Source organism: Nocardioides koreensis (assembly GCF_039531775.1).
Taxonomy (GTDB): Bacteria; Actinomycetota; Actinomycetes; order Propionibacteriales; family Nocardioidaceae; genus Nocardioides; species Nocardioides koreensis.
On record NZ_BAAAQR010000005.1, the window covers coordinates 160915 to 183679 of the forward strand.

General features: G+C 73.1%; 18 protein-coding genes. 5 read left to right on the forward strand and 13 right to left on the reverse strand.

Annotated features, from left to right (window positions below; translation table 11 throughout):
- Position 1 precedes the first annotated feature (1 nt).
- Positions 2-250 carry a mycoredoxin gene (locus ABD268_RS10480; RefSeq protein ID WP_344151153.1) on the forward strand — a complete coding sequence of 83 codons (249 nt, stop codon included), beginning with the start codon at positions 2-4 and terminating at the stop codon, positions 248-250.
- Positions 251-252: 2 nt separating this feature from the next.
- Here the strand turns inward: ABD268_RS10480 and nudC are convergent, their stop codons facing one another.
- The gene (gene nudC, locus ABD268_RS10485) at positions 253-1164 is read right to left on the reverse strand and encodes an NAD(+) diphosphatase (protein WP_344151156.1); all 912 of its coding nucleotides are present in this window, start codon (positions 1162-1164) and stop codon (positions 253-255) included.
- Between the two features lie 59 nt (positions 1165-1223).
- Here nudC and deoD point away from each other — a divergent pair, with 59 nt between their 5' ends.
- Entirely contained in the window at positions 1224-1952 is a 729-nt protein-coding gene (gene deoD, locus ABD268_RS10490) for a purine-nucleoside phosphorylase (RefSeq protein WP_344151159.1), read from the forward strand.
- 10 nt (positions 1953-1962) lie between these two features.
- On the opposite strand, the gene ABD268_RS10495 is transcribed toward deoD, so the two are convergent.
- A complete protein-coding gene (locus tag ABD268_RS10495) occupies positions 1963-5193 on the reverse strand; it encodes an ATP-dependent helicase (protein ID WP_344151162.1) in 3231 nt (1076 codons plus the stop codon).
- The gene (locus ABD268_RS10500) at positions 5190-8375 is read right to left on the reverse strand and encodes an ATP-dependent helicase (RefSeq protein ID WP_344151165.1); all 3186 of its coding nucleotides are present in this window, start codon (positions 8373-8375) and stop codon (positions 5190-5192) included. Before ABD268_RS10500 ends, ABD268_RS10495 begins: the two co-directional genes overlap by 4 nt.
- Before the next feature lie 83 nt (positions 8376-8458).
- Between ABD268_RS10500 and ABD268_RS10505 the strand changes: the two genes are divergently transcribed.
- Both ABD268_RS10505 and ABD268_RS10510 read left to right on the forward strand, forming a co-directional pair.
- Complete coding sequence (locus ABD268_RS10505; protein WP_344151168.1) at positions 8459-9616, forward strand: CaiB/BaiF CoA transferase family protein; 1158 nt, start codon at positions 8459-8461, stop codon at positions 9614-9616.
- 62 nt (positions 9617-9678) lie between these two features.
- The gene (locus ABD268_RS10510) at positions 9679-10239 is read left to right on the forward strand and encodes a TIGR03086 family metal-binding protein (RefSeq protein ID WP_344151171.1); all 561 of its coding nucleotides are present in this window, start codon (positions 9679-9681) and stop codon (positions 10237-10239) included.
- A gap of 4 nt (positions 10240-10243) precedes the next feature.
- Here the strand turns inward: ABD268_RS10510 and ABD268_RS10515 are convergent, their stop codons facing one another.
- From ABD268_RS10515 to ABD268_RS10535, 5 genes are all read right to left on the reverse strand, one after another.
- Entirely contained in the window at positions 10244-11743 is a 1500-nt protein-coding gene (locus tag ABD268_RS10515; RefSeq protein WP_344151174.1) for an alkaline phosphatase PhoX, read from the reverse strand.
- Positions 11744-11860: 117 nt separating this feature from the next.
- Positions 11861-12955, reverse strand: coding sequence for a barbiturase (gene bar, locus ABD268_RS10520; RefSeq protein ID WP_344151177.1), 1095 nt, complete (start codon positions 12953-12955; stop codon positions 11861-11863).
- Positions 12956-12958: 3 nt separating this feature from the next.
- A complete protein-coding gene (locus tag ABD268_RS10525) occupies positions 12959-13906 on the reverse strand; it encodes a carbamate kinase (protein WP_344151180.1) in 948 nt (315 codons plus the stop codon).
- A gap of 107 nt (positions 13907-14013) precedes the next feature.
- Positions 14014-14538 carry a flavodoxin domain-containing protein gene (locus tag ABD268_RS10530; protein WP_344151183.1) on the reverse strand — a complete coding sequence of 175 codons (525 nt, stop codon included), beginning with the start codon at positions 14536-14538 and terminating at the stop codon, positions 14014-14016.
- Between the two features lie 77 nt (positions 14539-14615).
- Entirely contained in the window at positions 14616-15362 is a 747-nt protein-coding gene (locus ABD268_RS10535) for an SDR family oxidoreductase (RefSeq protein WP_344151186.1), read from the reverse strand.
- A 66-nt stretch (positions 15363-15428) separates the two neighbouring features.
- On the opposite strand from ABD268_RS10535, the gene ABD268_RS10540 reads away from it, so the two are divergent.
- Positions 15429-16547 carry a 5-methyltetrahydropteroyltriglutamate--homocysteine S-methyltransferase gene (locus ABD268_RS10540; RefSeq protein WP_344151189.1) on the forward strand — a complete coding sequence of 373 codons (1119 nt, stop codon included), beginning with the start codon at positions 15429-15431 and terminating at the stop codon, positions 16545-16547.
- Positions 16548-16631: 84 nt separating this feature from the next.
- Here the strand turns inward: ABD268_RS10540 and ABD268_RS10545 are convergent, their stop codons facing one another.
- The 5 genes from ABD268_RS10545 to ABD268_RS10565 all read right to left on the reverse strand — a co-directional run bounded on the left by ABD268_RS10545 (position 16632) and on the right by ABD268_RS10565 (position 22761).
- Positions 16632-17336: a hypothetical protein gene (locus ABD268_RS10545; protein WP_344151192.1), complete on the reverse strand. Its 705-nt coding sequence runs from the start codon at positions 17334-17336 to the stop codon at positions 16632-16634.
- 68 nt (positions 17337-17404) lie between these two features.
- Complete coding sequence (locus ABD268_RS10550) at positions 17405-18139, reverse strand: NmrA family NAD(P)-binding protein (protein WP_344151195.1); 735 nt, start codon at positions 18137-18139, stop codon at positions 17405-17407.
- Positions 18140-18181: 42 nt separating this feature from the next.
- A complete protein-coding gene (locus tag ABD268_RS10555) occupies positions 18182-18628 on the reverse strand; it encodes a hypothetical protein (protein ID WP_344151198.1) in 447 nt (148 codons plus the stop codon).
- Between the two features lie 30 nt (positions 18629-18658).
- Positions 18659-20623 carry a hydantoinase B/oxoprolinase family protein gene (locus ABD268_RS10560; protein WP_344151201.1) on the reverse strand — a complete coding sequence of 655 codons (1965 nt, stop codon included), beginning with the start codon at positions 20621-20623 and terminating at the stop codon, positions 18659-18661.
- Positions 20620-22761: a hydantoinase/oxoprolinase family protein gene (locus ABD268_RS10565; RefSeq protein ID WP_344151204.1), complete on the reverse strand. Its 2142-nt coding sequence runs from the start codon at positions 22759-22761 to the stop codon at positions 20620-20622. Before ABD268_RS10565 ends, ABD268_RS10560 begins: the two co-directional genes overlap by 4 nt.
- Between the last annotated feature and the right edge of the window lie 4 nt (positions 22762-22765).

A 22765-nucleotide genomic window follows, 5' to 3' on the forward strand; every position in this document is an offset into this window, starting at 1 on the left:
GATGTGCCACTTGTTCACGATGTACACGACGCCCTGGTGTGGCTACTGCCACCGACTCAAGAGCCAGCTTGACCGGGAGGGCATCACCTACGACATCGTCGACATCGAGAAGGATCCCCAGGCCGCGCAGGTCGTGGAGTCCGCCAACGGCGGCAACCAGACCGTGCCGACGCTGGTCTACTCCGACGGCACCGCGCAGACCAACCCCTCCCTGGCCCAGGTCAAGGAGAAGCTCGCCGCCCTCGTCTGAGGTCACCAGTGGCCCGGCAGCGGGCCGCCGTACCAGTGCTCGACGAGCGAGCGGGAGATCGAGACGCCACCGGGGAGGACCAGCGTGCCGGCCTCGGCGCCGGCCTTCATCTGGGCGCGGGTGAACCAGCAGGCGTCCTCGATCTCGTGCTCGTCGACCCGGATCTCGGTCGACTCCGCACGCGCCACGAAGCCCAGCATCAGGCTGGCCGGGAGCGGCCACGGCTGGTTGCCGAAGTAGGCCACCTCTCCGACCCGGATCCCGACCTCCTCGTCCACCTCGCGGCGTACGGCGTCCTCGAGGGTCTCGCCCGGTTCGCAGAAGCCGGCCAGCGTGGAGTACCTGCCCTCCGGCCAGGACGACTGACGGCCGAGCAGGCACCGCTCGTCCTCCGAGCCGGGCTCGCCCGTAGTCACGAGCATGATCACCGCGGGATCCGTGCGTGGGAACTGCCCCTTGCCGCAGCCGGTGCACACCAGCTCGTGGCCGGCCGCCCGCGGCTCCAGCGTCCCCCCGCAGCGCGGGCAGAACCGGGTCGCGAACAGCCACTCCGCGAGGCCGATCGCGTGAAAGACCAGCGGCGCCTCGTCGAGGCCACGGTCGGCGAGGTGCGGCAGGATTCCGCGCAGCCCGAACCACTCCGCCTTCTCCCCCGGCGCCTCGTCCGGGTCGACCACGACCGCGAAGTACGTCGTGCCGTCCTGCTCGCCGAGCAGCACCCGCAGCCCGTCCGGGGCCTCGACAGGCGAGAGCCACTGGAGCCGCCCGTCGACCGGCCGGATCCGGGTCCCGGAGACGACGAGCACCCGGCTGCTCGGGTCGGCCCAGCGCTCGTCGAGCCAGGCGTCGTCGGACCGGTGGACGCCGGTGCGGTCGTGGGGGTTCGCGGCCAGCTGCACGTGCGGAAAGCTCACGGAGGCGAGGCTAGCCCGCATTTCGCACGCGCCCACGGGCGGCACCTAGGGTCGTGCTCATGAGCACCCACATCGGCGCCCAGCCGGGCGAGATCGCCCCCGTCGTCCTGATGCCCGGAGACCCGCTGCGGGCTAAGTGGATCGCGGAGACCTTCCTCGAGGACGCGAAGTGCTACAGCGAGGTCCGCGGGATGTTCGGCTACACCGGCACGTGGCGGGGGCACCGGGTCTCGGTCCAGGGCTCGGGGATGGGCCAGCCGTCGCTGGCGATCTACGCCAACGAGCTGTTCCGCGAGTACGACGTGCAGACCATCATCCGCGTCGGCTCGTGCGGCGCCCTGACCGAGAAGCTCGCGATCCGCGACATCGTGATCGCCTCCGGCGCCTGCACGGACTCCTCGATGAACCGGATCCGCTTCGAGGGCCTCGACTACGCACCGGTCGCCGACTTCGGCCTGCTCCGCGGGGCGTACGACGCGGCCACGCGCCCGTCCGGGCCGGGCGATGAGGTGCCCGGCGTGCACGTGGGCCTGATCTTCAGCAACGACTCGTTCTACAGCCCCCGGCCCGAGCTCATCACCCGGATGGCCGAGCACGGCGTGCTGGCCGTCGAGATGGAGGCGAGCGCGCTCTACACGCTGGCGGCGAAGTTCGACCGCAAGGCGCTCGCGATCTGCACGGTCTCCGACCACATCGTCACCGGCGAGGAGACCACCGCCCAGGAGCGTGAGCGCACCTTCGGCGCGATGGTCGAGATCGCCCTGGAGGCGGCGTTCACCGAGCAGTGACCGGAACCGGTCAGGCCGGGGCGACGAGCCGTTCGAGCTCCGCCCGGTCGGGCAGGCCGGTCGGCTCGACGACCGCGCCGGTGCGGACGTAGTAGAAGGCCGCGCGCACCCGCTCGACCGGGACCCCGGCCAGCTCCGCCCAGGCCACCCGGTAGATGCCGAGCTGCAGCGGGTCGGCCGTGGCCCCACGGTTGGTCTTCCAGTCCACGATCAGGTAGCCCGGCCCGCCGTCGACGACCTCGTCGTAGACCGCGTCGATGCGACCCCGGACCACCTGGCCGGCGAGCACGAGCGCGAACGGCGGCTCCACCGCGTGCGGGACGCGGTCGGCGAACGGGCCGTCCTCGAACCGCTTCACCAGCTCACGCAGCTCGGAGTCGTCGTCGATGCCCTCGTCACCCCGCCCGGGCAGCTCGTCGGGGTCCAGCAGCAGCTGCTGGCCGAAACGCGCCTCCACCCACGCGTGGAAGCGGGTGCCGAACCGGGCCGCCGACGAGGGCGGCCGCGGCATCGGCCGGGCCAGGTCGCGGGCGAAGGTCTGCGGGTCGTCGCGCAGCCGTGCCAACGAGGTCGCCGAGAGGCTGGAGGGCAGCGGCACCTCGATATCGGGCGAGCGGTCGCGGGTGGCCTCCTCGAGCAGCCGGGCGATCTCGTCGTCCCACTGCTGGATCCGGTCGAGGTGGAGGACGTCCTCGATCGTGTCCTCGGCGTCCAGCGTCGCCGCCCGGACCCGGGCCGCGGCCTCGATCCGCCGCTCGACCTCCGCCGTCCGGTGCGAGATCGGCCAGGGCTGGTCGGGCGAGGCCGCCGCGTAGGGGCTGGGCGCGCCCTTGGCCGGCGCGTCGAGCCACTGGTCCGGCGCGCCGCCCCAGGCGGCCATGGCCTCCCGTGTCGCCCGGAGGTACGCCGAGGGGCCCAGGCCGGTCTTCAGGTGCGAGGCCCAGCACCACGCCGAGACCGAGAGCAGGTGGCGGGCGCGGGTCCAGGCGACGTACCCGAGCCGGAGCTCCTCCTGCGCCTCGTGCGCCTTGGCGGCGGTGGCGTGCGCGGTGATGTCGTCGGGGGTGTGGCCGCCCAGCACGGGCAGGTCCCGCGCGTCGCCGCGCAGCGCGCTCGGCATCACGAACGGCACCGTCAGCCAGCTCGACCGGCTGCGGTTGGTGGGGAACTTGCGCTCGGTCACGCCCACCAGGAACACGGCGTCCCACTCCAGCCCCTTGGCGCGGTGGACGGTCAGCAGCTTCACCGAGTCGGCCTCGGACGGCGTGGCCACGTCGAGGCCCTGTCCGAACTCGTCCTCGGCCTCGAGCCAGGCCAGCAGCGCCGCCAGGGTCACCTGCCCGTCGACGGCCTGGAACTCGGCGACCGCCTGCACGAACAGGTCGAGGTTGTCCCGGCGCGCGGCGGCCGCCGGGCTCACCGAGGAGGCGAGCTCGACGTCGATGCCGGTGACGTCGACGATCCGCCGGACCAGGTCGAGGATCGGCTCGCCGATGGCCGACCGCAGCCGGCGCAGCTCGTCGGCGAGCAGGCCGAAGCGCTGCCGCGCCTCGGCGGAGTAGTCCAGGTCCCCCGGGTCCTCCAGCGCGTCGCACAGCGAGGGGATCTCGGTCGGGTCGGTGCCCTCGACCGCCGCCTGGAGCTGGGCCTGGAGATCCTCGAACTGCTGGCCGCCCCTCTGGGTGCCGGCGAGCTCCCCGGACCGGCGCCCGAGCAGCGCCAGGTCGCGTGGGCCGATGGCCCAGCGCGGCCCGGCCAGCAGCGTGAGCAGGGCCGCGTTGGCGGTGACGTCCTGGACCAGGGTGAGTGTCGCGACGACCTCGGCGACCTCGGGCAGCCGGAGCAGCCCCTTGAGGCCGACGATCTCGACCGGGATCTCGCGGCTGCTCAGCGCGTCGAAGACCGCCGCGGCGTGCGAGTTGTCGCGGGTCAGGACCCCGATCTCCTTCCAGACCGGCCCCTCCCGGGTCGCGGCCAGCTCGTGGTGGGTCTCGATGACCCGGTCCGCCAGCCAGTCGAGCTCGTGGTCGTAGGTCTCGTGGACGATGGCGCGGACCTCGCCGGGGGCCGCGTCCGGCTTCGGCTCCAGCGGGAGCAGCTCGGGGCGCCCGGCGTACAGGTCGGCGGCCAGGTGGTTGGCGGTCGCGAGGATCCGCTCGTCCGAGCGGCGGTTCACGGTCAACGGGTAGGTGGTCCCGGCGCCGTCCGCGGCGGGGAAGTCCTGGGCGAACTCGAGGATGTTGGAGACCGAGGCGCCGCGCCACCCGTAGATCGCCTGGTTGGGGTCCCCCACCGCGGTCACCGGGTGGCCCAGCCCGTGCTCCACGTCGGGGCCGGAGAAGAGCCTGCTGAGCATCAGCGCCTGGGCGACCGAGGTGTCCTGGTACTCGTCGAGGAGGACGATCTTGTACTTCGCGCGCTCGAGCGCACCCACCTCGGGGCACTGCTCGGCCAGCCGCGCGGCGAGCGCGATCTGGTCGGAGAAGTCCATCAGCCCGAGGTGCCGCTTGAGGTCGCGGTAGGCCTCCACGAGTCCCAGCAGCTCGGCGCGCTTGTCGATCGCGGCGATGGCCTTCTCGTTCTTCGCGCGGTAGGTCTTGCGGGACTCCGCGGCCATCCCGGCCTCGAAGCGCGGCCGCTCCGCGGCATCGAACCCGCGCACCGTGGCGGGGTCGACGAGGTGCTCGGACATCTCGGCGTCGAGGGCGAGGAGGTACTGCACCACGTGGCGGGGCGAGTCGGTCAGCTGCTCGACCGGCCTGGTGTAGCGCTGCACCGCGCGGGCGGCCAGCTGGTAGCGGCTGGCGTCCGCGATCAGCCGGGTGTCGGGCTCGTGCCCGATCCGCAGCCCATGCTCGGAGAGCAGCGCCGAGGCGTAGGAGTGGTAGGTCGCGACCGTGGGCTCCTCGACCTCGTCCTCCTCCAGCTCGGGGACCGGCCGCAGCTCCCGGGAGGGCAGCAGCCCGGCCTGGCGCAGGCTGGCCCGGATCCGCGCGGCCAGCTCGGCGGTCGCCTTGGTGGTGAAGGTCAGGCCGAGGATCTCGCCGGGCTGGACCCGGCCGGTCGCGACCAGCCAGACCACCCGGGCGGCCATCACCGTGGTCTTGCCGGAGCCGGCGCCGGCGATGACGACCGCCGGCTCCAGCGGCGCGGTGATCGCGGCGAACTGCTGGGGGCTGAAGGTCCAGGACTCCCCCAGGAAGTCGCGCAGCTCCTCGGGCGTGCGGATCTCGACGGTCACGAGAGCACCGTCCCCGCCGCCTTGTCGGGGCAGATCGCCTGGAAGGTGCACCGCTCGCAGTGGCCGCCGGGGCGGGCCACGAACTCCTCGCTGCGCAGGGTGGAGGCGGCCTGCATGAGCTGCTCCTCGATCAGCCGGACACCGCCGGCGGGCCTGGGCTGGGGTGACTGGGCCTGGATCTTGGGCAGCCCCTCGCCGACACGGAGCTGGACGAGCTCGGCACCACCCGACGCCACCGGACGGCCGGCGGTCTCGTCGGCGGCGCCGTGCTCGACGGCGAGCTGGTAGAGGCCCAGCTGGGCATGCTTCTCGACCTCGGGGCCGGTGGGCGGGTACTTCCCGGTCTTGAGGTCGACCACGACGACGCGGCCGTCCTCGTCGAGCTCGAGCCGGTCGGCGTACCCGTGCAGGCGCACCACCTGCCCGTCGGGGAGCTCCACCTCGGCCCGCACCTTCGGCTCGGTCGCCAGCAGCAGCCGGGCACCGGGGCGCTGGTGCCAGGCGACGAACCGGTTGATGGCGTCGGCGACCGCCGCGCGCTCGCGGGCGCGGGACCACGGGGTGCGGAACTCCATGCGCTCCCAGACCTCGTCGACGAGCTGCATCACGTCGGCGTCGGTGGCGAGGTCGCCCGTCGCGATCCGCTCGGCCACCGCGTGCACGACCTTGCCGAAGCCCTGGCTGGAGGAGCTGACCACCGCTCCCCCGGCCTCCCGCTGGAGGAACCACTGGGCCGGACAGGTGAGCAGCCCCTCGAGGGCGCTGGCCGAGATGGTCAGCGGCTCGTCGCTCGGCCGCACCGGACGGTCGGCGCGGCTCGGCTCGCGCAGCCCCCACCAGGTCGCGGGGTCCGCGCCGGGCGCGACCGGGCGGCCGTGCACGTCGGTCTCCGCGAGCAGCCGCAGCCGGGCCGCCGCGGCGGCCCGCAGCGGCTCCGGCTGCTCGGGGTCGGCGAGGGTACGCCGCAGCTCGGCGACCAGGCCGCCCATCGACAGCGGCCGCCGGGGGCGGCCGATCCGGTGGACCGGCGAGTGTCCGAGCTCGGTGACGAAGCGGGACGGCTGCTCCCCGTCGTCGTCCGGGGACGCCACAGCGGTCACGACCAGGCGCTGGCGGGCGCGGGTGCAGGCGACGTAGAAGAGCCGTCGCTCCTCGGCGAGCATCGCCGAGCGGGTCAGCGGCGGCAGCAGCCCGTCGCCGCCGATCCGGTCGGCCTGGAGCAGGGAGTCGCGGCGGCGCAGGTCGGGCCAGGCGCCCTCCTGGACGTGGGCGACCACCACGAGGCGCCACTCCAGCCCCTTGGAACGGTGGGCCGTGAGCAGGCGGACCGCGTCGCCGCGGACGCCCCGGTCGGCCAGGGTGTCGCCGGGGATCTCCTGGGCGCGCAGGGTGCCGAGGAAGCTCGCGACGCTGGTGTGCCCCTTCTGCTCCTCGGCCCGGGCCGCGGTCTCGAACAGCGCGCAGATCGCGTCGAGGTCGCGGTGGGCGAAGCGCGCGGCCTGCCCGCCGGCCTGGGTGGCGATCCGCAGCCGCCGCCCCCAGTCGGACCCGTCCCACAGCACCCAGAGCACCTGCTCGATGGTCGCCCCGTCGGCCAGCTCCCGGCGGCCCCGGGCGATCAGGTCGGCCAGCCGCAGCGCCCGGCGCGCGGGCTCGCCGTCGAGCCCGGTCAGCGTGCCCGGCTCGAGCAGCGCCGCCCGGAGCAGCTCGCGGGCCGACCGGTCCCGGTCGCGCGCCCGCAGGGCCCGGATCAGGGCCCGCACGTCGGTCGCGTCGAGGCCACCGAGCGGCGAGGTGAGCAGCGCCTCGACCCGGTCGGGCCCGACGAAGTCCTCGTCCGTGGCGTCCTCGACCTCGGCGTCGATGACCACCGCCAGGGCGCCGAGCAGCGGCACCACCGCCGGCTCGCGCACCAGCGGGGTCTCGTCGCTGGCGACCTCGACCGGTACGCCGGCCGCCGCCAGCGACCGGCGCAGCGCGGGGATGCTCGAGCGCCCGGAGCGGACCAGCACCGCCATCTCCGACCAGCCCAGGCCGTCCTCGAGGTGGGCGCGGCGCAGCAGGTCGGCGACGTGCTCGGTCTCGGCCCGGCCGGTGTCGAACGTGAGCACGTCGACCGTGCCCGGGCCGAACGCGTTGGCGGCCGGCTCCGGGGACCGGAAGGCGGCGTACTGCTCCGCGGGGATGGAGCCGGTGACGGCGATCGCGGAGGCCACGGTGCGGGAGGCGCGCAGCAGCCGGGACCCGAAGCGGCGGGTGGTGCCGAGCGCGACCACCGGCGCCGGGGCACCGGCGGCGGTCGGGAACTCGCGGGGGAAGTCGAGGATGCCGCGCACGTCGGCACCGCGGAACCCGTAGATCGACTGGTCCGGGTCGCCGACCACGGTGAGGTTCCGGCCGTCGCCGGCGAGGGCGCGCAGCAGGGCCACCTGGCTGGGGTCGGTGTCCTGGTACTCGTCGACGAAGACGTGGGAGTAGCGGGTCCGCAGCTCGTCGCGGTGCACCTGGGCCTCGATCACCGCGCGAGCGATCAGGTCGGGGTAGTCGATGGCGCTCTGGTTGCCGAGGACGTCGAGGTACTGGTGGAGGAAGAGGCCCGCGGCCTCGAACTCCGGGACCCGCTCGGCCCGGCCCAGCGCGACCAGGTCCGCAGGGTCGAGCCCCCGCTCGCGGGCCCGGGACAGCACCGCATGCACCTCCCGGGCGAACCCACGGGTGCCGACCGCCGCCTTCAGCGCGTCGGGCCACCGGACCGACTCGGGGTTGTCGGTCAGCAGCTCCTGGAGCACGACGTCCTGCTCCGGGGCGCTCAGCAGGCGCAGCGGCGCGGCGTACAGCTCCGCGGGCGCGTAGAACCGGACCAGCCCGTAGGCGAAGGAGTGGAAGGTCGAGCTCAGGCCCGTGCTCATCGTCCGGCCCAGCCGCGCGGTGACCCGGTCGCGGAGCTGCTCGGCGGCCTTGCGGGAGAACGTCAGCGCGAGGACCTGGTCGGGCCGGGCGCCGTCGTCGATGCGGCGCACGATCGCCTCGACCAGCGTCGTGGTCTTGCCCGTTCCGGGGCCGGCGAGGACGAGCAGCGGGCCGCCGGCGTGGTCGACCACCCGCTGCTGGTGCGCGTCGAGCGTCGGGACCTCGGTGACGACGTGCGGGCGCACGAGGCGGTACGTCGTGGAGGAGGTCATGTCGTTACTCAATCATCCGGCTCCGACAGTTCCGTGAACCTCTGCCATTCACCGGGACCGCGCCGGGTGGTTGAGTTTCCCGCATGACCGACGGACCGCTCTCCGACCTGCTCGTCCTCGACCTGACCCGCGCCCTGGCCGGCCCGCAGGCCGCCATGATGCTCGGCGACATGGGGGCCCGGGTCATCAAGATCGAGTCCCCCGCCGGTGACGACACCCGCGGCTGGGGCCCGCCGTTCATCGGCGACGAGGACGAGCGCGAGTCGACGTACTTCCTCTCCGCCAACCGCAACAAGGAGTCGCTGGTCCTCGACCTCAAGACCGAGGAGGACCGCGACGTGCTGGCCCGGCTCGTCGCGCGGGCGGACGTGCTGATGGAGAACTTCCGGGTCGGTGTGCTGGACCGGCTCGGCTTCCCGGTCTCCCGGCTGCACGAGCTCAACCCGGGCCTGGTGGTGCTGTCGATCACCGGCTTCGGCCACGACGGTCCGGAGGCGACCCGGTCGGGCTACGACCAGATCGCCCAGGGCGAGGGCGGCCTGATGTCGATCACCGGCACCGAGAAGCCCACCAAGGTCGGCGTGCCGATCGCGGACCTGCTGGCCGGCATGAACGGCGCGTTCGGCGTGCTCGCCGCGCTGCACGAGCGCGCCACGACGGGACGCGGCCGGGTGGTCCGGACCTCGCTGCTCGCCGGGATGGTCGGCGTCCACGCCTTCCAGGGCACCCGGTGGACGGTCGCCGGCGAGGTCCCCGGCCTGGCCGGCGACCACCACCCGGCGATCGCGCCGTACGGCCTGTTCGAGACCGGTACGGCGCCCATCCAGATCGCCTGTGGCTCCGAGGGGCTGTGGCGGGCCCTGTGCACCGCCCTCGACCTCGACGTCACCGACGCGCGCTTCGTCAGCAACCCGCTGCGCGTCCAGCACCGCGACGAGCTGATCGCCCTGCTCGAGGCGCACTTCGCCACCGACCCGGCCGAGCACTGGCTGGCCCTGCTCGCCGAGGCGGGCGTCCCGTCGGGCAAGGTGCGGACCCTCGACGACGTCTACGCCTGGGAGCAGACGCGCTCCCAGGGGCTGCTGCTGTCGGTGGAGCACGCCACCCAGGGCTCGCTCAACCTGCCGGGCTCGCCGATCCGCTTCGACGACAACCCGTTCTCCGGCGGGCGCTCGGCCCACCTGGCTCCCCCGACGCTGGGCCAGCACGACGAGTCGATCCGGGAGTGGCTGGACAGCTGAGGGCCGTTGGTCCCTCGGCCGGGGCGGGCCCGCTGCCTATCGTGGGCGGCGGAGGAACCGACATGACCAGTCAGAACGAAGCCGTCATCGTGCTCTCCCGGGCACTCGACCAGACCGGTGACGCCCTGGCCCGCGTACACCCGGACCAGCTGTCGCGGCCCACCCCCTGCAACGACTGGGACGTAGGGCGGCTGATCGCACACATCGTGGTCGCCCCGACCCGCTTCCTGGCCGGGATGCGCGGCGAGGAGCCCGACTGGGCGTCCGAGCCGCCGGCCATCGGGAGCGAGTGGGCCCAGGTCTTCCGCAACGCCGCCGACGACCTGATCCACGCCTGGCACCAGCAGGGCGACAAGGCGGACCCACGCCTGGTCGACTGGCAGACCGCCGAGCTCGCGGTGCACACCTGGGACCTGGCCCGCGCCACCAACCAGTCCGCGCAGCTCGACCCCGAGGTGGCCGAGCGCGCGCTGGCCTTCATGTCCGCCGGCCTGACCGCCGAGAACCGGGGCAACGCCTTCGGGTCCGAGGTGGACGTCGAGGACGATGCCCCGGTCTACCACCGCCTGGCCGCGTTCGCCGGGCGGCAGCTCGACGAGGCGTGGGTCGACGGTGGCGCCTGAGGCCTCAGCCCAGGTACTTCTTCCAGGGGCCCTTGATCGCGAAGACGTGGCCGGGCTCCTGGACGTTCGCGAACAGGATCCGCCCGTCGGGTGAGAAGCAGGGACCGGTCATCTCGCTGTAGACGTCCTGGCCGGTGGAGCTCTGCTCCTGGACGATCAGGTTCCGCGCGATCGCCTGGGCGCCGTGCTGGCGGCTCCAGCTGAGCACGTGGTTGGCGGTGTTGCCGTCCTCGGTGAGCACCAGCGAGCCGTACGGCGACACGTGGCAGCCGTCGGGCCCGTCGAAGGCGAGGTCGAGGCTGTGGCCGAGGCCGGTCATCGGGTCGACGGTCTCGCTGTGCAGCAGCGCGTTGTAGGGGAAGTACGCCACCAGGGTCAGGGTCTGGTCGGCGTAGTCGTAGAACCACAGCTGCCCGTCGTGCGGCGTCGCGTCCGAGGGGATGTCGGCGGCGAAGGCGAAGCTGGCGACGAAGTACATGCCCTTGTCGTTGCCCCACGCGCCCTCGAGCTTCTTGGAGTGGGTGACCTGCCCCGCGTCGAACTGCTTGCGCAGCGAGGTGTCGGTGGCGTGGCGGTCGGGGACCGTCACCCAGCTGGTCCTGAAGGGGCGGCCGATCTGGGCGGCGGTCACGTAGGCCAGGTCGGGCAGCACGCCACCGTCGGGCGCCGTGACGGCGAGGGCCTCGAGCCGGCCGGCGTCCTTGTCCAGGGACTTCGCGATGTGCGACCGGAGCTTGTAGCCGCGCGGCGCGGTCCAGCGGTAGAGCAGGCCGGTCGGCTTGCTGGCGTCCTCGGTCAGGTAGACCCGACGACGGCTGGGCTCGATCACGACGGCCTCGTGCGGGGCGCGGCCCCAGGCCTCGATGGGGAGCGGCGACTGCTTGCCCGGGCCGGCAGGGAAGACCTCGAAGACGTAGCCGTGGTCCTTCTGGTAGCCGTTCGTGCCGGCCTTGTCCTCGGTCTCCTCGCAGGTCAGCCAGGTGCCCCACGGGGTGGGGCCACCGGCGCAGTTGCCGACGGTGCCGGAGAGGCCGACCCACTCCTTGACGCGCTTGCCGGAGCGGTCGACGTCGATCACGGTGCAGCCGCCTCCGTCGGCGGCACCCGGGTCGTAGACGGTGCCCTCGACGGCAGGCACGGCCGGGGTCTCGCCCTCACCGGGGGTGACCTCGTGGTTCTGGATCAGGCGGTAGCCGGTGCTGGTGGCGACGACGAGGGTCCCGTCCGGGCGGATCGGGGTCTTGCCGATGACCTTGCCGGAGCCGTCCTCGAGGTCGGTCTCACCCGAGACGGAGACCACCTCGTAGGAGAAGCCGGGGGGCAGCGCCAGCAGGTCGCCGTCGGAGGACTCCAGCGCCGGGAACAGCGGCCGGTCGTGGTTGTCGGAGCCGGGCCGGCTGCCGGCGGCCTGGGCTGCCGGGGACTGGAGGAGGGCCGCACCGGCGAGGAGTCCGGCGCCCGAGGCCGCGCCGGTGTTGAGGAGCTGTCGTCTGTTGATCGTCATGGGAGCAACCTCGGCGGCCCGTGTGAACACTCGCCGAACTGTCGGGAAAGACAGACGGGACGTCACGCGAAGCGCCGCCACCGGCCACGACCCGCGTGACGTCCCGCGAGGTGGGTGTCAGCCCAGGTCGACGATCGCGGCGACCGGGCCGCCGCCGTCGGGGCCCTGGTGGGCCGCGGAGACCGACACGAAGACCGCCGGGTCACCGGTGACGGCCGCGGTGACGCCACCCACGCAGGCCTTGATCTGGCGGTGCCAGTGCACGTCGGAGTCGTCGAGCATCGCGTTGCGACGACCGCGGACCTCGCCGTCCTGGGACGTCTCGCACTTGAGGAAGACGTTGACCAGCCGGCCGTCGAGGTCGGCGGTGCGGGGCCGCTCGGGCAGGTCGAGCCCGGCGTCCTTGATCGCCGCCCAGATGCCGTCCTGGTCCAGCGCGTCCTTCATCACCGAGTGGCCGATGCGGTAGCGGCCGCCGACGCCGGTCGCGTTTCCGACCACGACCACCTGGGCCTGGTCGAGCTCGACGCCGGAGGAGCAGGAGGCGACGCTCGAGTAGAGCGACCGGTCGTGCATGACGTCCTCGTCGGAGGGCATCTCGATCTCCCCGAGCGCGACGGCGATGCCGAGCGCCGTGCAGCCGTTGGAGAGGTCCATCGACTCGTGGGTGTGCTCGGTCCACACCGTCTTGCCGCGGCTCTTGGCGTCGCGGATCGTGTGGATCGTCAGCAGCGGGGTCTTGGTCTGCACGTAGTGCACGTCGGCCGTGTCGGTGATCCCGGCGCGCTCCATCGCGACCTTCACCGCGTCGGCGACCTTGGAGACCATCGTGGTGCGGCCGATGTCCTCGGGCAGCAGCTGCTCGCTCATCGCGAAGCCCACGGTCAGCCGGGGCTCGTCGGAGGGCTCGGCGTCGGTGGTCGCGAAGATCGTCGCGTGGGGGCTGATCACGCCGTCCGTGCCGCCCGACCACACGATCGGGACCTGCTTGACCTGCTCGGCCGGGGCACCCTTCTCGACGAGGACCTCGCGGAACGCACGGTCGGCGATGATGCGGGTGTAGTCGTTCACCCCACCGTTGCCCTCGGTCTTGCCGATGATCGCGATGACCCGGCTCGCCTCCATCACGCCGTCGTCGATGAGCCTGGCGAGCTCGCTGGCGTCGGCGACCGAGTGGATCGGGACCTTGCGTACTTCGATGGCACTGGGCATCTGTCAGTTCTCTCCTTGGTCGGGTACGACGACGGTCCCGCCGTCGCCGGTGATCGCGTCGACGATGTGGTCGAGCCTGGTGATGACGGCGCGCGTGCCGCCCGCCTCCACGAACCGGCAGGCCGCGTCGACCTTCGGGCCCATGGAGCCGCTGGCGAAGTGGCCCTCGCGGGCGTAGCCCCGCAGGTCACTGACGGTGACCCGGCCGAGCGGCTCGGCTTCGGGGGTGCCGAAGTGGAGCACGGCGTTCGCCACGTCGGTGGCGATCACCAGGACGTCGGCCTCGACGGTGCGCGCGAGCACCGCCGCACCGAGGTCCTTGTCGATGACCGCCTCGACGCCGTGCAGGGTGCCGTCCTCGTCGCGGACCACCGGGATCCCGCCCCCGCCGTTGGCGACGACCACGAAGCCGGCCCCGACCAGCGCGTGCACGGCCGGGGCGTCGACGATCTCCAGCGGCTCCGGCGAGGCGACGACCCGGCGCCAGCCCTTCTCGCCGCGGTCCTCCCACGTCTCGCCGTGCTCGATCAGCACCTGCGCCTCCTCGGCCGGGAGGAACCGGCCGATCGGCTTGGTGGGACGGGTGAAGCCGGGGTCGTCGGCGGCGACGAGCGCCCGGGTGACCAGGGTCGCCGTACGCCGGTCGACGCCGCGCTGCTCGAGCGCCGCGTCGAGGGCGTTCATGAGCACGAAGCCGAGGGTGGCCTGCGTCTGGGCGCCGCACCAGTCCAGCGGGACCGGCGGCACCACGGACGCGGCGACCTCGTTCTTGACGAGCAGGTTGCCGACCTGGGGACCGTTGCCGTGGGTGATGACGACGTCGACGTCGTGCTGCAGCAGGTCGGCCACCGCGGACATGGCGACGTGCGCGGCGTCGATCTGGTCCTCCGGGCGCGCACGGCCGTCGGGGTTGGTCATGGCGTTGCCACCGAGCGCGAGCAGGACCCTCATGCGTCGAACCTAGTGACCCGGCGGCCGCAGGGCACCGTCCCGCGTGACCAACTCCGGGCGGTCGTGATGGCACATGTTGCCAACCGGCCGTGCCTCCGCCGCGACGGTCAGGCGGGCTGCAGCTCCTTGCCGATCGCCTCGGCCCAGTGCTCGATGTCGTCCCAGTCGCGGAAATCCCCGGACGGGAGCATCTTCTTGCCGGCGGGCAGCTTGGTCACCAGCCCCTCGGGACCCTTCAGCGCGTCGGGGTCGAGCTTGCCGAAGAAGGTCCGGTGCCCGCGGGCGTGGACCGCCTCGGTCAGTCCGGCGACGTCCTTCGGCGTCGACGCCTCGCGCACGTCACGCCCCTTGGCGTCCTCGGTCTCGGTGCCGACCGGTCCGCTGCTGAACAGCCAGACCGGGTGGGTGTCGAGCTCGTCGTGGTGGTGCTTGACGAACTTCCGCGCCTCCTTGCGCCAGTGCCCGGCGTACGCCGCGCTGCCGACGACGAACGCGTCGTACCCCGCCGGCTCGGCCTCGGCCACCGGCCGCACGTCGACCTCCAGGCCCGTCCTGCCGAGGGTCTCCCCGATGCGCTCGGCGATGCCCGCCGTGGCGCCGTACTTGGTGGCGTACGCCACGAGTACCCGCATGTCCCTCACCTCCGCCTCCCAGCGTCGGGGACGCCGGGCCGGTCCTCCAGAGGAGGAGGTCCCGGGGCCGGCGTCGGTCAGCGGCCGCCGGCGACCCGCAACGTGGTGCCCGTGACGTACGACGCCTCGGGGCCCATCAACCAGCCGATGGCGTCCGCGACCTCGGCGGGCTCCCCCGGCCGGCCCAGCGGCACCCCGGACGACACCCGCTCGAGGCGCCCGGCGTCCCCCGCGTCCTCGTGGATCCGGGTGCGCACCAGCCCGGGCGCCACGCCCACCACCCGGATGCCTTGGCCGGCCACCTCCTGGGCGAGCCCCACGGTGAGCGCGTCGACGCCGGCCTTGGCCGCGGCGTACTGGACGTACTCCCCCGGCGCCCCGAGCGTCGCCGCACCCGAGCTGACGTTGACGATCACCCCGCCGCGGCCGCCGTACGACGTGCCGAGCGCGCGGACCGCCGCTCGCGCGACCAGGAGCGCGCCCGTCAGGTTGAGCTCGACGGTCCGCTGGACGACCTCGACGGGGGTCTCGGCGAGGCGGCCGATGTGCAGGGTGGCGCCGGCGCTGTTGACGACCCCGGTCAGCCGGCCGTGCTCGGCCGCCCGCGCGAAGAGGTGGTCGACCCCGGCGGGGTCCGCCACGTCGGACCGCACGACCAGGCAACGCGCGCCGGCGTCCTCCACGGCCAGTCGGCACTCCTCGGCCGCCGCGTCGTCGCGGGCGTAGCCCAGCACCAGGTCGTGTCCGTCGGCGGCCAGCCGGAGCGCGGTCGCGGCGCCGATGCCGCGGGTGCCTCCGGTGACCAGCGTCAGTGGTCGCTCCATGGCGGTCAGTCAACCAGCCGCCGTGCGAGGGTGGAGACGACCACGCGCCCTATCGAGGAGGACCCAGTGCTTCGAGACAGCCCGCCGTTCCGCGCCGACCACGTCGGCAGCCTGCTCCGCCCGCGCCACCTGCTGCAGGCCCGCGAGGACCGGGCGGCCGGGAAGATCGACGACGCCGGGCTGCGCGGCATCGAGGACCGGGCGATCGAGGACGTGATCGCGCTCCAGCGGGAGGCCGGGCTACGGTCGGCCACCGACGGGGAGTTCCGCCGCGGCTCGTGGCACATGGACTTCATCTACCGCCTCGACGGGGTCAGCAAGGCCCAGGACAACCTGGCGGTGCACTTCAAGAATGCCTCGGGCGAGCTCGACTTCACCCCGGCCGCGCTCAAGGTCGACGGCAAGCTCGGCCTCTCCGAGACGATCTTCGGCGACGACTTCACCTTCCTCCGCGACCACGTCGCCGACGGCGTCACGCCCAAGCTGACCATGCCGTCGCCGAGCATGGTCCACTACCGCGGCGGCGCCGCGGCGATCGATCCGGACGTCTACACCGACGTCGAGGACTTCTGGGCCGACCTCACCGCCGCCTACCGCGAGCAGGTGCGGCGCGTCCACGACCTCGGCTGCCGCTACCTCCAGCTCGACGACACCTCGCTGGCCTACCTCAACGACCCCGAGCAGCGTCGCGCGATGGCGGACCGGGGCGAGGACTCCGAGCACCTGCACGAGGCCTACATCCGCCACCTCAACGAGGCGCTCGCGGGTCGGCCCGACGGGCTCACCGTGACCACCCACATGTGTCGCGGCAACTTCCGCGACTCGTGGGTCGCCGAGGGCGGCTACGACTTCGTGGCCGAGGCGCTGTTCAACCAGCTCGAGGTCGACGGGTTCTTCCTGGAGTACGACGACGAGCGCTCCGGCACCTTCGAGCCGCTGCGCCACGTGCCCGCGGACAAGCTCGTCGTCCTCGGCATCGTGACGACCAAGCACGGCGAGCTGGAGTCCAAGGACGCCCTCAAGGCCAGGCTCGACGACGCCTCGAAGTACGTCGACCTCGACCAGGTGTGCATCTCGCCGCAGTGCGGCTTCTCCTCGACGTTCGAGGGGAACTCGCTCAGCGTGGACCAGGAGAAGGCCAAGCTGGCGCTGCTCGTCGAGCTCGCGGACGAGGTCTGGGGCTGACGCAGGGACACCCTTCCGGGTTGATCGAACGTTCGATCAACCCGGACGACATGTCCGCGAGGCCATCGCGCCGCCCCGGACGGCTCACCCACCCGGGGTGGTGTCCGGCTGTCGCGTACCCGGCGGCGGGTGGTCCTCGTCGAACCGCGGGTCCGCGAGGAGGTACTGCGTGACCTTGCCCGGCTCCTTGTGCGGCGGCCGCGGCGGCTCCGGCACCATCCGGCCCTCGGCGGCGTCCCAGAACGAGTCGACGGCGTGCATCACCTTGCGCGCCACCAGACCGGGGAAGCCGGTGTGCGGAGCGTAGGGGTGCGGCCGGCTCGGTGCCGCGGTCTCCGAACCGTGCAGCCGGTCGGCGAGCCGCTCGAGCGCGGCCGCGTCGAACCGCGCGGCCAGTGCCTCGGCCAGCGCGAACTCGCGACGCCGCTGGGCCTCCAAGCCCGTCCCCACGTCGGCCCAGACCGAGCTCCACGACCGCGCGGCGTCGAAGACCGAGCCGTACTCCCTCGCCTTGACGTGCGCCAGCGCGAGCTCGAGCTGCTTGGCGGCGTGCAGGTACTCGTGGGCGACCTGGTCGCCGTCGGGCACCACCTTGCGCACCGCGGGCAGCAGCACCGCGTCGACGGCGTTCAGGTGCTTGCTCGCCACCGCCAGGAAGGTGTCGATGTGCTCGTAGCCCTTGCGCGGCTGGCCGGGCGTGTAGAGCATCGCGCTCGCCCGGTCGAACCGGGCGGCGAGGCTCTCGTGCGTGAAGAGGACGGAGCTGCGAAGGGCGTCGAGCGCATCCATGTGTCTCACCTCGAGGGGGCTCCACCCGCGGACGCGGGCGGCGGCCTCCTTCCATTGAACGCCGCCGCTCAGGGCCCCACAAGGGCGCGCGGCGCCCGCCCGAGCAGCACCCGCATCGGGACCGTGCCCACCGGCAGGCCGTGCCGGTCGTAGTAGGCGAACATCGCCAGCAGCCAGTCCCGCACCCGGGGCTCGAGCCCCTTCCCCTCGCCGGCAGCCCAGGCGAGCGGACGGACCTCCGTCACGGTCGACCCGAGCGCACGGGCCAGGTCGCCGACGGTGCTGCGGAACGACGCGAGCTCGTAGCTCGCTCCCTCGTGCCCGTCCTCCAGCAGCACCCGCGCGGCCACCTCCCCGACGTCGTCGAGGTCCGCGAAGCCGAACGGCGCGTCGGCCCGGTAAGGCAGCCGGAGCGTCTGTCCGGGGGCGAAGTTCTGCACGTAGGCGCCGGGCTGCAGGATCGACCACGTCAGGCCGGACCGGCGTACGACGTCCTCGGCCTGGGCCTTGCCGACGTGGTGCGGCATCGCGGGCGCGTACGGCGACGCCACCGAGTGCAGCACCACCCGCGACACCCCGGCCCGGAGCGCGGCGCCGGTCGCCTGCTCGACGTACGCCGCCTCGTCGGGGTGCATGTTCGGCGCGATGACGTACGCCGCGTGGCAGCCGGCGAGGGCACCGGCCAGGTCGATCCACGCGGCCCGGCCCAGCGGCACCGCCTCGGCGCCCCGGGCGGACAACGCCGCTGCCACGGCGCGGCCGGTCTTCCCGGTCCCACCGATGACGGCGACGCGCGTGTTCATCGCGTCCCAGACTCCCAGAACGAGCACCGTTCCAGCCAGAGGTCAGTCACGGGTCCTCGCCACCGTCACGAGCACCACCGCACCGGACCCGGGCGGGGCCTCGTCGGCCGTCGTGGGCTCCCACGCCTCGATGGTGACCGTGCTCGCCTCGTCACGGGCGAGGGCACCGACCAGCGCGGCGCCACCGTGCCGCGCGTAGCCGTTGGCGTGCAGGCGCCAGCTCGCGTCGTACTCGCGCTGGTACCACCCCGCCACCTCCTCGGGCGTCCGGTCGGTCGCGTAGGTCAGGCGGATCGCGGAGGCCCCGGCGATCCCGGCGGCGTCGGAGCCGCCTCCGGGGACCTCCTCGCGGGAGAGCTCGGTGCCGCCCTCAGGCACCGTGACGATCGGGAGCCCGGCCAGCTCGGCCAGCACCTCGCGGTCCTTCGCCTCCTCGCGGCACCCGAGCAGAGCCAGGAGCAGCAGGGCGACGATCACGGGTCGCAGCATCGCGGACACCTCCCTGCGGGCTCGTCGTGGTCAGACCCGGTCCACCTCGGCGACCGGAGCCCCGCCGGAGAGCGTGGCGTAGCCCGGACCGCGGTCGAAGAACGCCTCGGCCGGCGCGGGCCGCGAGGCACGCTCGGACGCGGTCGCCGGGGCGTCGTACCCCAGCGAGTCGGCGTCGAGCGAGCCGGTCAGCACCACACCGTAGTCGGCGAGCGCCGCCTCCGGGGAGACCTTGCGCCAGACGACGTCACGGACCACGAGCTCCGGGTCGCGCTCGAGCGGGTTGCCCCACCCGCCGCCACCGGTGGTGCGGATCCGGACCAGCTCACCCGCCTTGATCGGCTCGGCGTCGGCGAGGGCGTCGACCTCGCGCTCGTCCGGCCCGCCGGGGTCGACGGTGACCTGGAACGGCTTGCCGGCCAGGCCGCCCCGGACGCCCCAGCAGGCCAGGATCGACCGGTCCGCGATCGACATGAAGTGGGCGTCCTTGAGCATCCGGATCTGCTTCTCGTAGCCCAGGCCGCCGCGGAACTGTCCGGCGCCGCCGGAGTCCATCGCGAGGCCGAGCGACTCGACGCGGAACGGGAACCGGGCCTCGGTGAACTCGGTCGGCAGGTTCCGCGAGTCCGGGACGACGTGGATCGTGTCCTCGCCGTCGGCGTAGTAGCGGCCCCCGGAGCCGCCGCCGAGCACCTCGCGCATGAGGTACGGCCGACCCTCGAGGTCCTCGCCGTAGACGCCGGTGTAGCGGATCGTCTCCTGGTCGGCGGGCATCCGGCCGTCGACCGCCTTGGCGACGACGCCGGCGAGCACGCCGAGCAGCCGCAGGATCACGAACGTGCGCGCGTTGGTCGGGGCGGGGAAGACCGGGGTGAGCAGCGTGCCCGGCGGCGGGAACCGCATCTCGATGAGCGGCACGATGCCCTCGTTGACGTCGAGCTCGGCCATCCGCTCGGGGGTGTCGGCGAGGTTGCGCAGGATCGGCGCCAGCCACTTCTTCAGGAAGACGCCGTCGCTGTAGTCGCCGCAGTGGTTGATCGGGCCCTTGGCCTGCGGCGAGGTGCCAGCGAAGTCGAGGACCAGCCGCTCGCCGCCCTCGTCGTCGGCGGAGGTGCGGGTCAGGGTGATCCGCTGCGTGTGGAGCTGCGGCTCGTCCACGCCGTCGTGCTCGGCGTAGTCCTCCCACGTCCAGGTGCCGACCGGGATCTTGGAGAGGATCTCGCGGCGGTACGTCGTCGTGGTGCGGTCGATGATCGCGTCGAAGCACGACTCGACCGTCTCGACGCCGTAGCGGTCGAAGAGCTCCCCGAGCCGGCGGGCGCCCATCAGGCAGGCCGAGCACTCGGCGTCGAGGTCGGCGGCCAGCGACTCCGGCATCCGGGAGTTGCGGGTCATGATCGACAGCGCGGCCCGGTTCGGGACGCCCGCGTCCCACAGCCGGATCGGCGGGACCATCAGGCCCTCCTCGAAGACGCTGGTGGCGTTGGAGGGCATCGAGCCCGGCACAGCGCCGCCGATGTCGTCGTGGTGGCCGAAGGCCTGCACGAACGCCACCACGCGGCGCTCGCCCTCCGGTCCGCTGAACACGGGCACCGTGACGCACAGGTCGGGCAGGTGCCCGATACCGCCCTCGGATCGGTAGACGTCGTTGTGGAAGAAGACGTCACCCTCGCGCATCTCCTCGATCGGGAAGTCCCGGGCGATCGGGTGCACGAGCGCGGAGTAGGACCGGCCGGTGAGCTTGCGCAGCAGCCGGTCGTGGATGCCGGCGCGGAAGTCGTGCGCGTCGCGGATCATCGGGCTGCGGCTGGTGCGCGCGATGGCGGTCTCGACCTCCATCTCGACGCTGGCCAGGGAGCCCTGGACGATCTCCACGAGCACCGGGTCCGCACTGGCGCCGGCGTCGGCGGTCAGGCTGCCGAACGGGAACTGCGTGGGGGCCCGCCGGCTCGCGGAGCCGCTGCGGACGCCGGTGGTGATGTCTGCCGGGATCACTTCTCCCCCTCGCGGGTCACGATGATGTTGAGGTACGCGTCGATGCGGGCGGTGAACCCGGGGTGCAGCGGCACGGTCGAGCCGAACTCCTCGATGATCGCGGGACCGGTCACCACGGTGCCGGGCGCGAGGTCGGGGCGCCACAGCACCGGGGTGTCGACGTACCCGCCGGCCGGGTCGAAGCAGACCTGGCGCCGCCCCTTCTCGGCGGGAGCCGAACCGTCTCCTCCGTTGGTCGAGCCTGTCGAGACCCGCTGGATCTCCGGGCGCTGGATCGGGCCGATGCCCGAGACCCGCAGGTTGACCCACTCGACCTGCTGCGAGGGGTCGCCGGCGAAGTCGTAGCCGTAGAGCGCGGTGTGCCCGGCGTGGAACCGCCGCGCGACCTCCTCCAGCGCGGCCGCGTCGACCGGCCCGTCGGGCACCCCCACGCGCACCTCGAAGGCCTGGCCGAAGTAGCGCAGGTCGGCGGTCCGCGCGAACGAGTGCTGCGCGGCCGGGAAGCCCTCCTTGGTCAGCGCCTCGGCCGCCTGCGCGGTCAGCGTGTCGAGGACCCCGCCGACGGTGGCCGGGTCGAGCGCGTCGGCCAGCGAGACGTGGGTCTGCACGTAGTCGTTCTTGACGTCCACGGTGAGCAGGCCGAAGGCCGACACGTTGCCGGGGTTCGGCGGGACCAGCACCGCGGGCAGGCCGAGCACGTCGACGAGCCGGCACAGCAGCAGCGACCCGGAGCCGCCGAAGGTGGTGAGCGTGAAGTCCCGGACGTCGAGGCCGCGCTTGACCGTGACCTGGCGCAGCGCGTTCGCCTGGTTCCAGGCGGAGATCTCCAGGATGCCGGTGGCGCAGGCCTCCGGGCTCAGGCCGAGCTTGGAGGCGAGCCGCTCGATGCCGTCGCGCGCCGCCTCCACGTCGAGCGGGATCTCCCCGCCGAGCAGGTGCGGCGGGATCCGGCCGAGGAAGACGTGGGCGTCGGTGATCGTGACCTCGGTGCCGCCCTTGGCGTAGCACAGCGGGCCCGGGTCGGCGCCCGCCGACTGCGGTCCGACCTTGAGCGTGCCCTCGGGCGAGAGCCACGCGATCGAGCCGCCGCCCGCGCCGACGGTCACGACGTCGATCATCGGGATCTTGGAGGGGAACGCCCCGACGCTGCCCTCGGTGGTCAGGGTCGGCTCGCCGTCGATGACCACCGAGACGTCGGTCGACGTGCCCCCGCCGTCACTGGTGAGGACCTTGTCGAAGCCGGCGACCTTCGCGATCAGCGCGGCACCGAGGGCGCCGGCGGCCGGGCCGGAGAGCACGGTCGTGATCGGCTGGTGCACCACCTCGTCGGCCGAGAGCACGCCGCCGTTGGACTTCATCACGTAGAAGGGAACCCCCGGTCTGTCGGAGGTCGAGCCTGTCGAGACCCCGGCGTACGCCGCCAGCCGCGACTTGATGTTGTTGACGTACGCCGAGAGCCGCGGCTTGACCGCGGCGTCGACCAGCGTGGTCATCGCGCGTTCGTACTCGCGGTACTCGCGCAGCACCTCGCTGGACAGCGACACGACCGCGTCGGGGTGCTCCTCGGCGAGCACCGCGCGCATCCGCTCCTCGTGCTCGGGGTTGGCGTAGGCGTGCAGGAAGCACACGCCGAGAGTGTTGATGCCCTGGTCGCGGAACCAGCGCGCGGCGGTGCGGGCGCCGTCCTCGTCGAAGGGACGCACCTCGGCACCGGTGAAGTCGAGCCGGCCACCGACCCCCTTGACCAGGTGCCGGGGCACGATCCGGTCGGGCTTCACCCAGAAGTAGGAGTTGCCGTAGCCGTCCGGCACCGACTGGCGAGCGATCTCGAGCATCGCCTCGTAGCCCCCGGTGGTGAGGAACCCGAGGCGGTCCACCTTGCCCTCGAGGAGCTGGTTGGTGGCCACGGTGGTGCCGTGGCTGACGGCGCTGATCGCGTCCCCGTGGCCGGCGGGGAGGCCCATGAGACCGAGCACCTTGTCGATGCCGGCCATGAACCCGTCGGCCGGGTTGCTCGGCGTCGAGGGGGTCTTGGTGGTGACGAGCTCGCCGGAGTCCTCGTCGAAGGCGACGACGTCGGTGAACGTGCCACCGGTGTCGATACCGATCCGGATCCGTCGCGGGGTGGGGGGAGCCATGCCC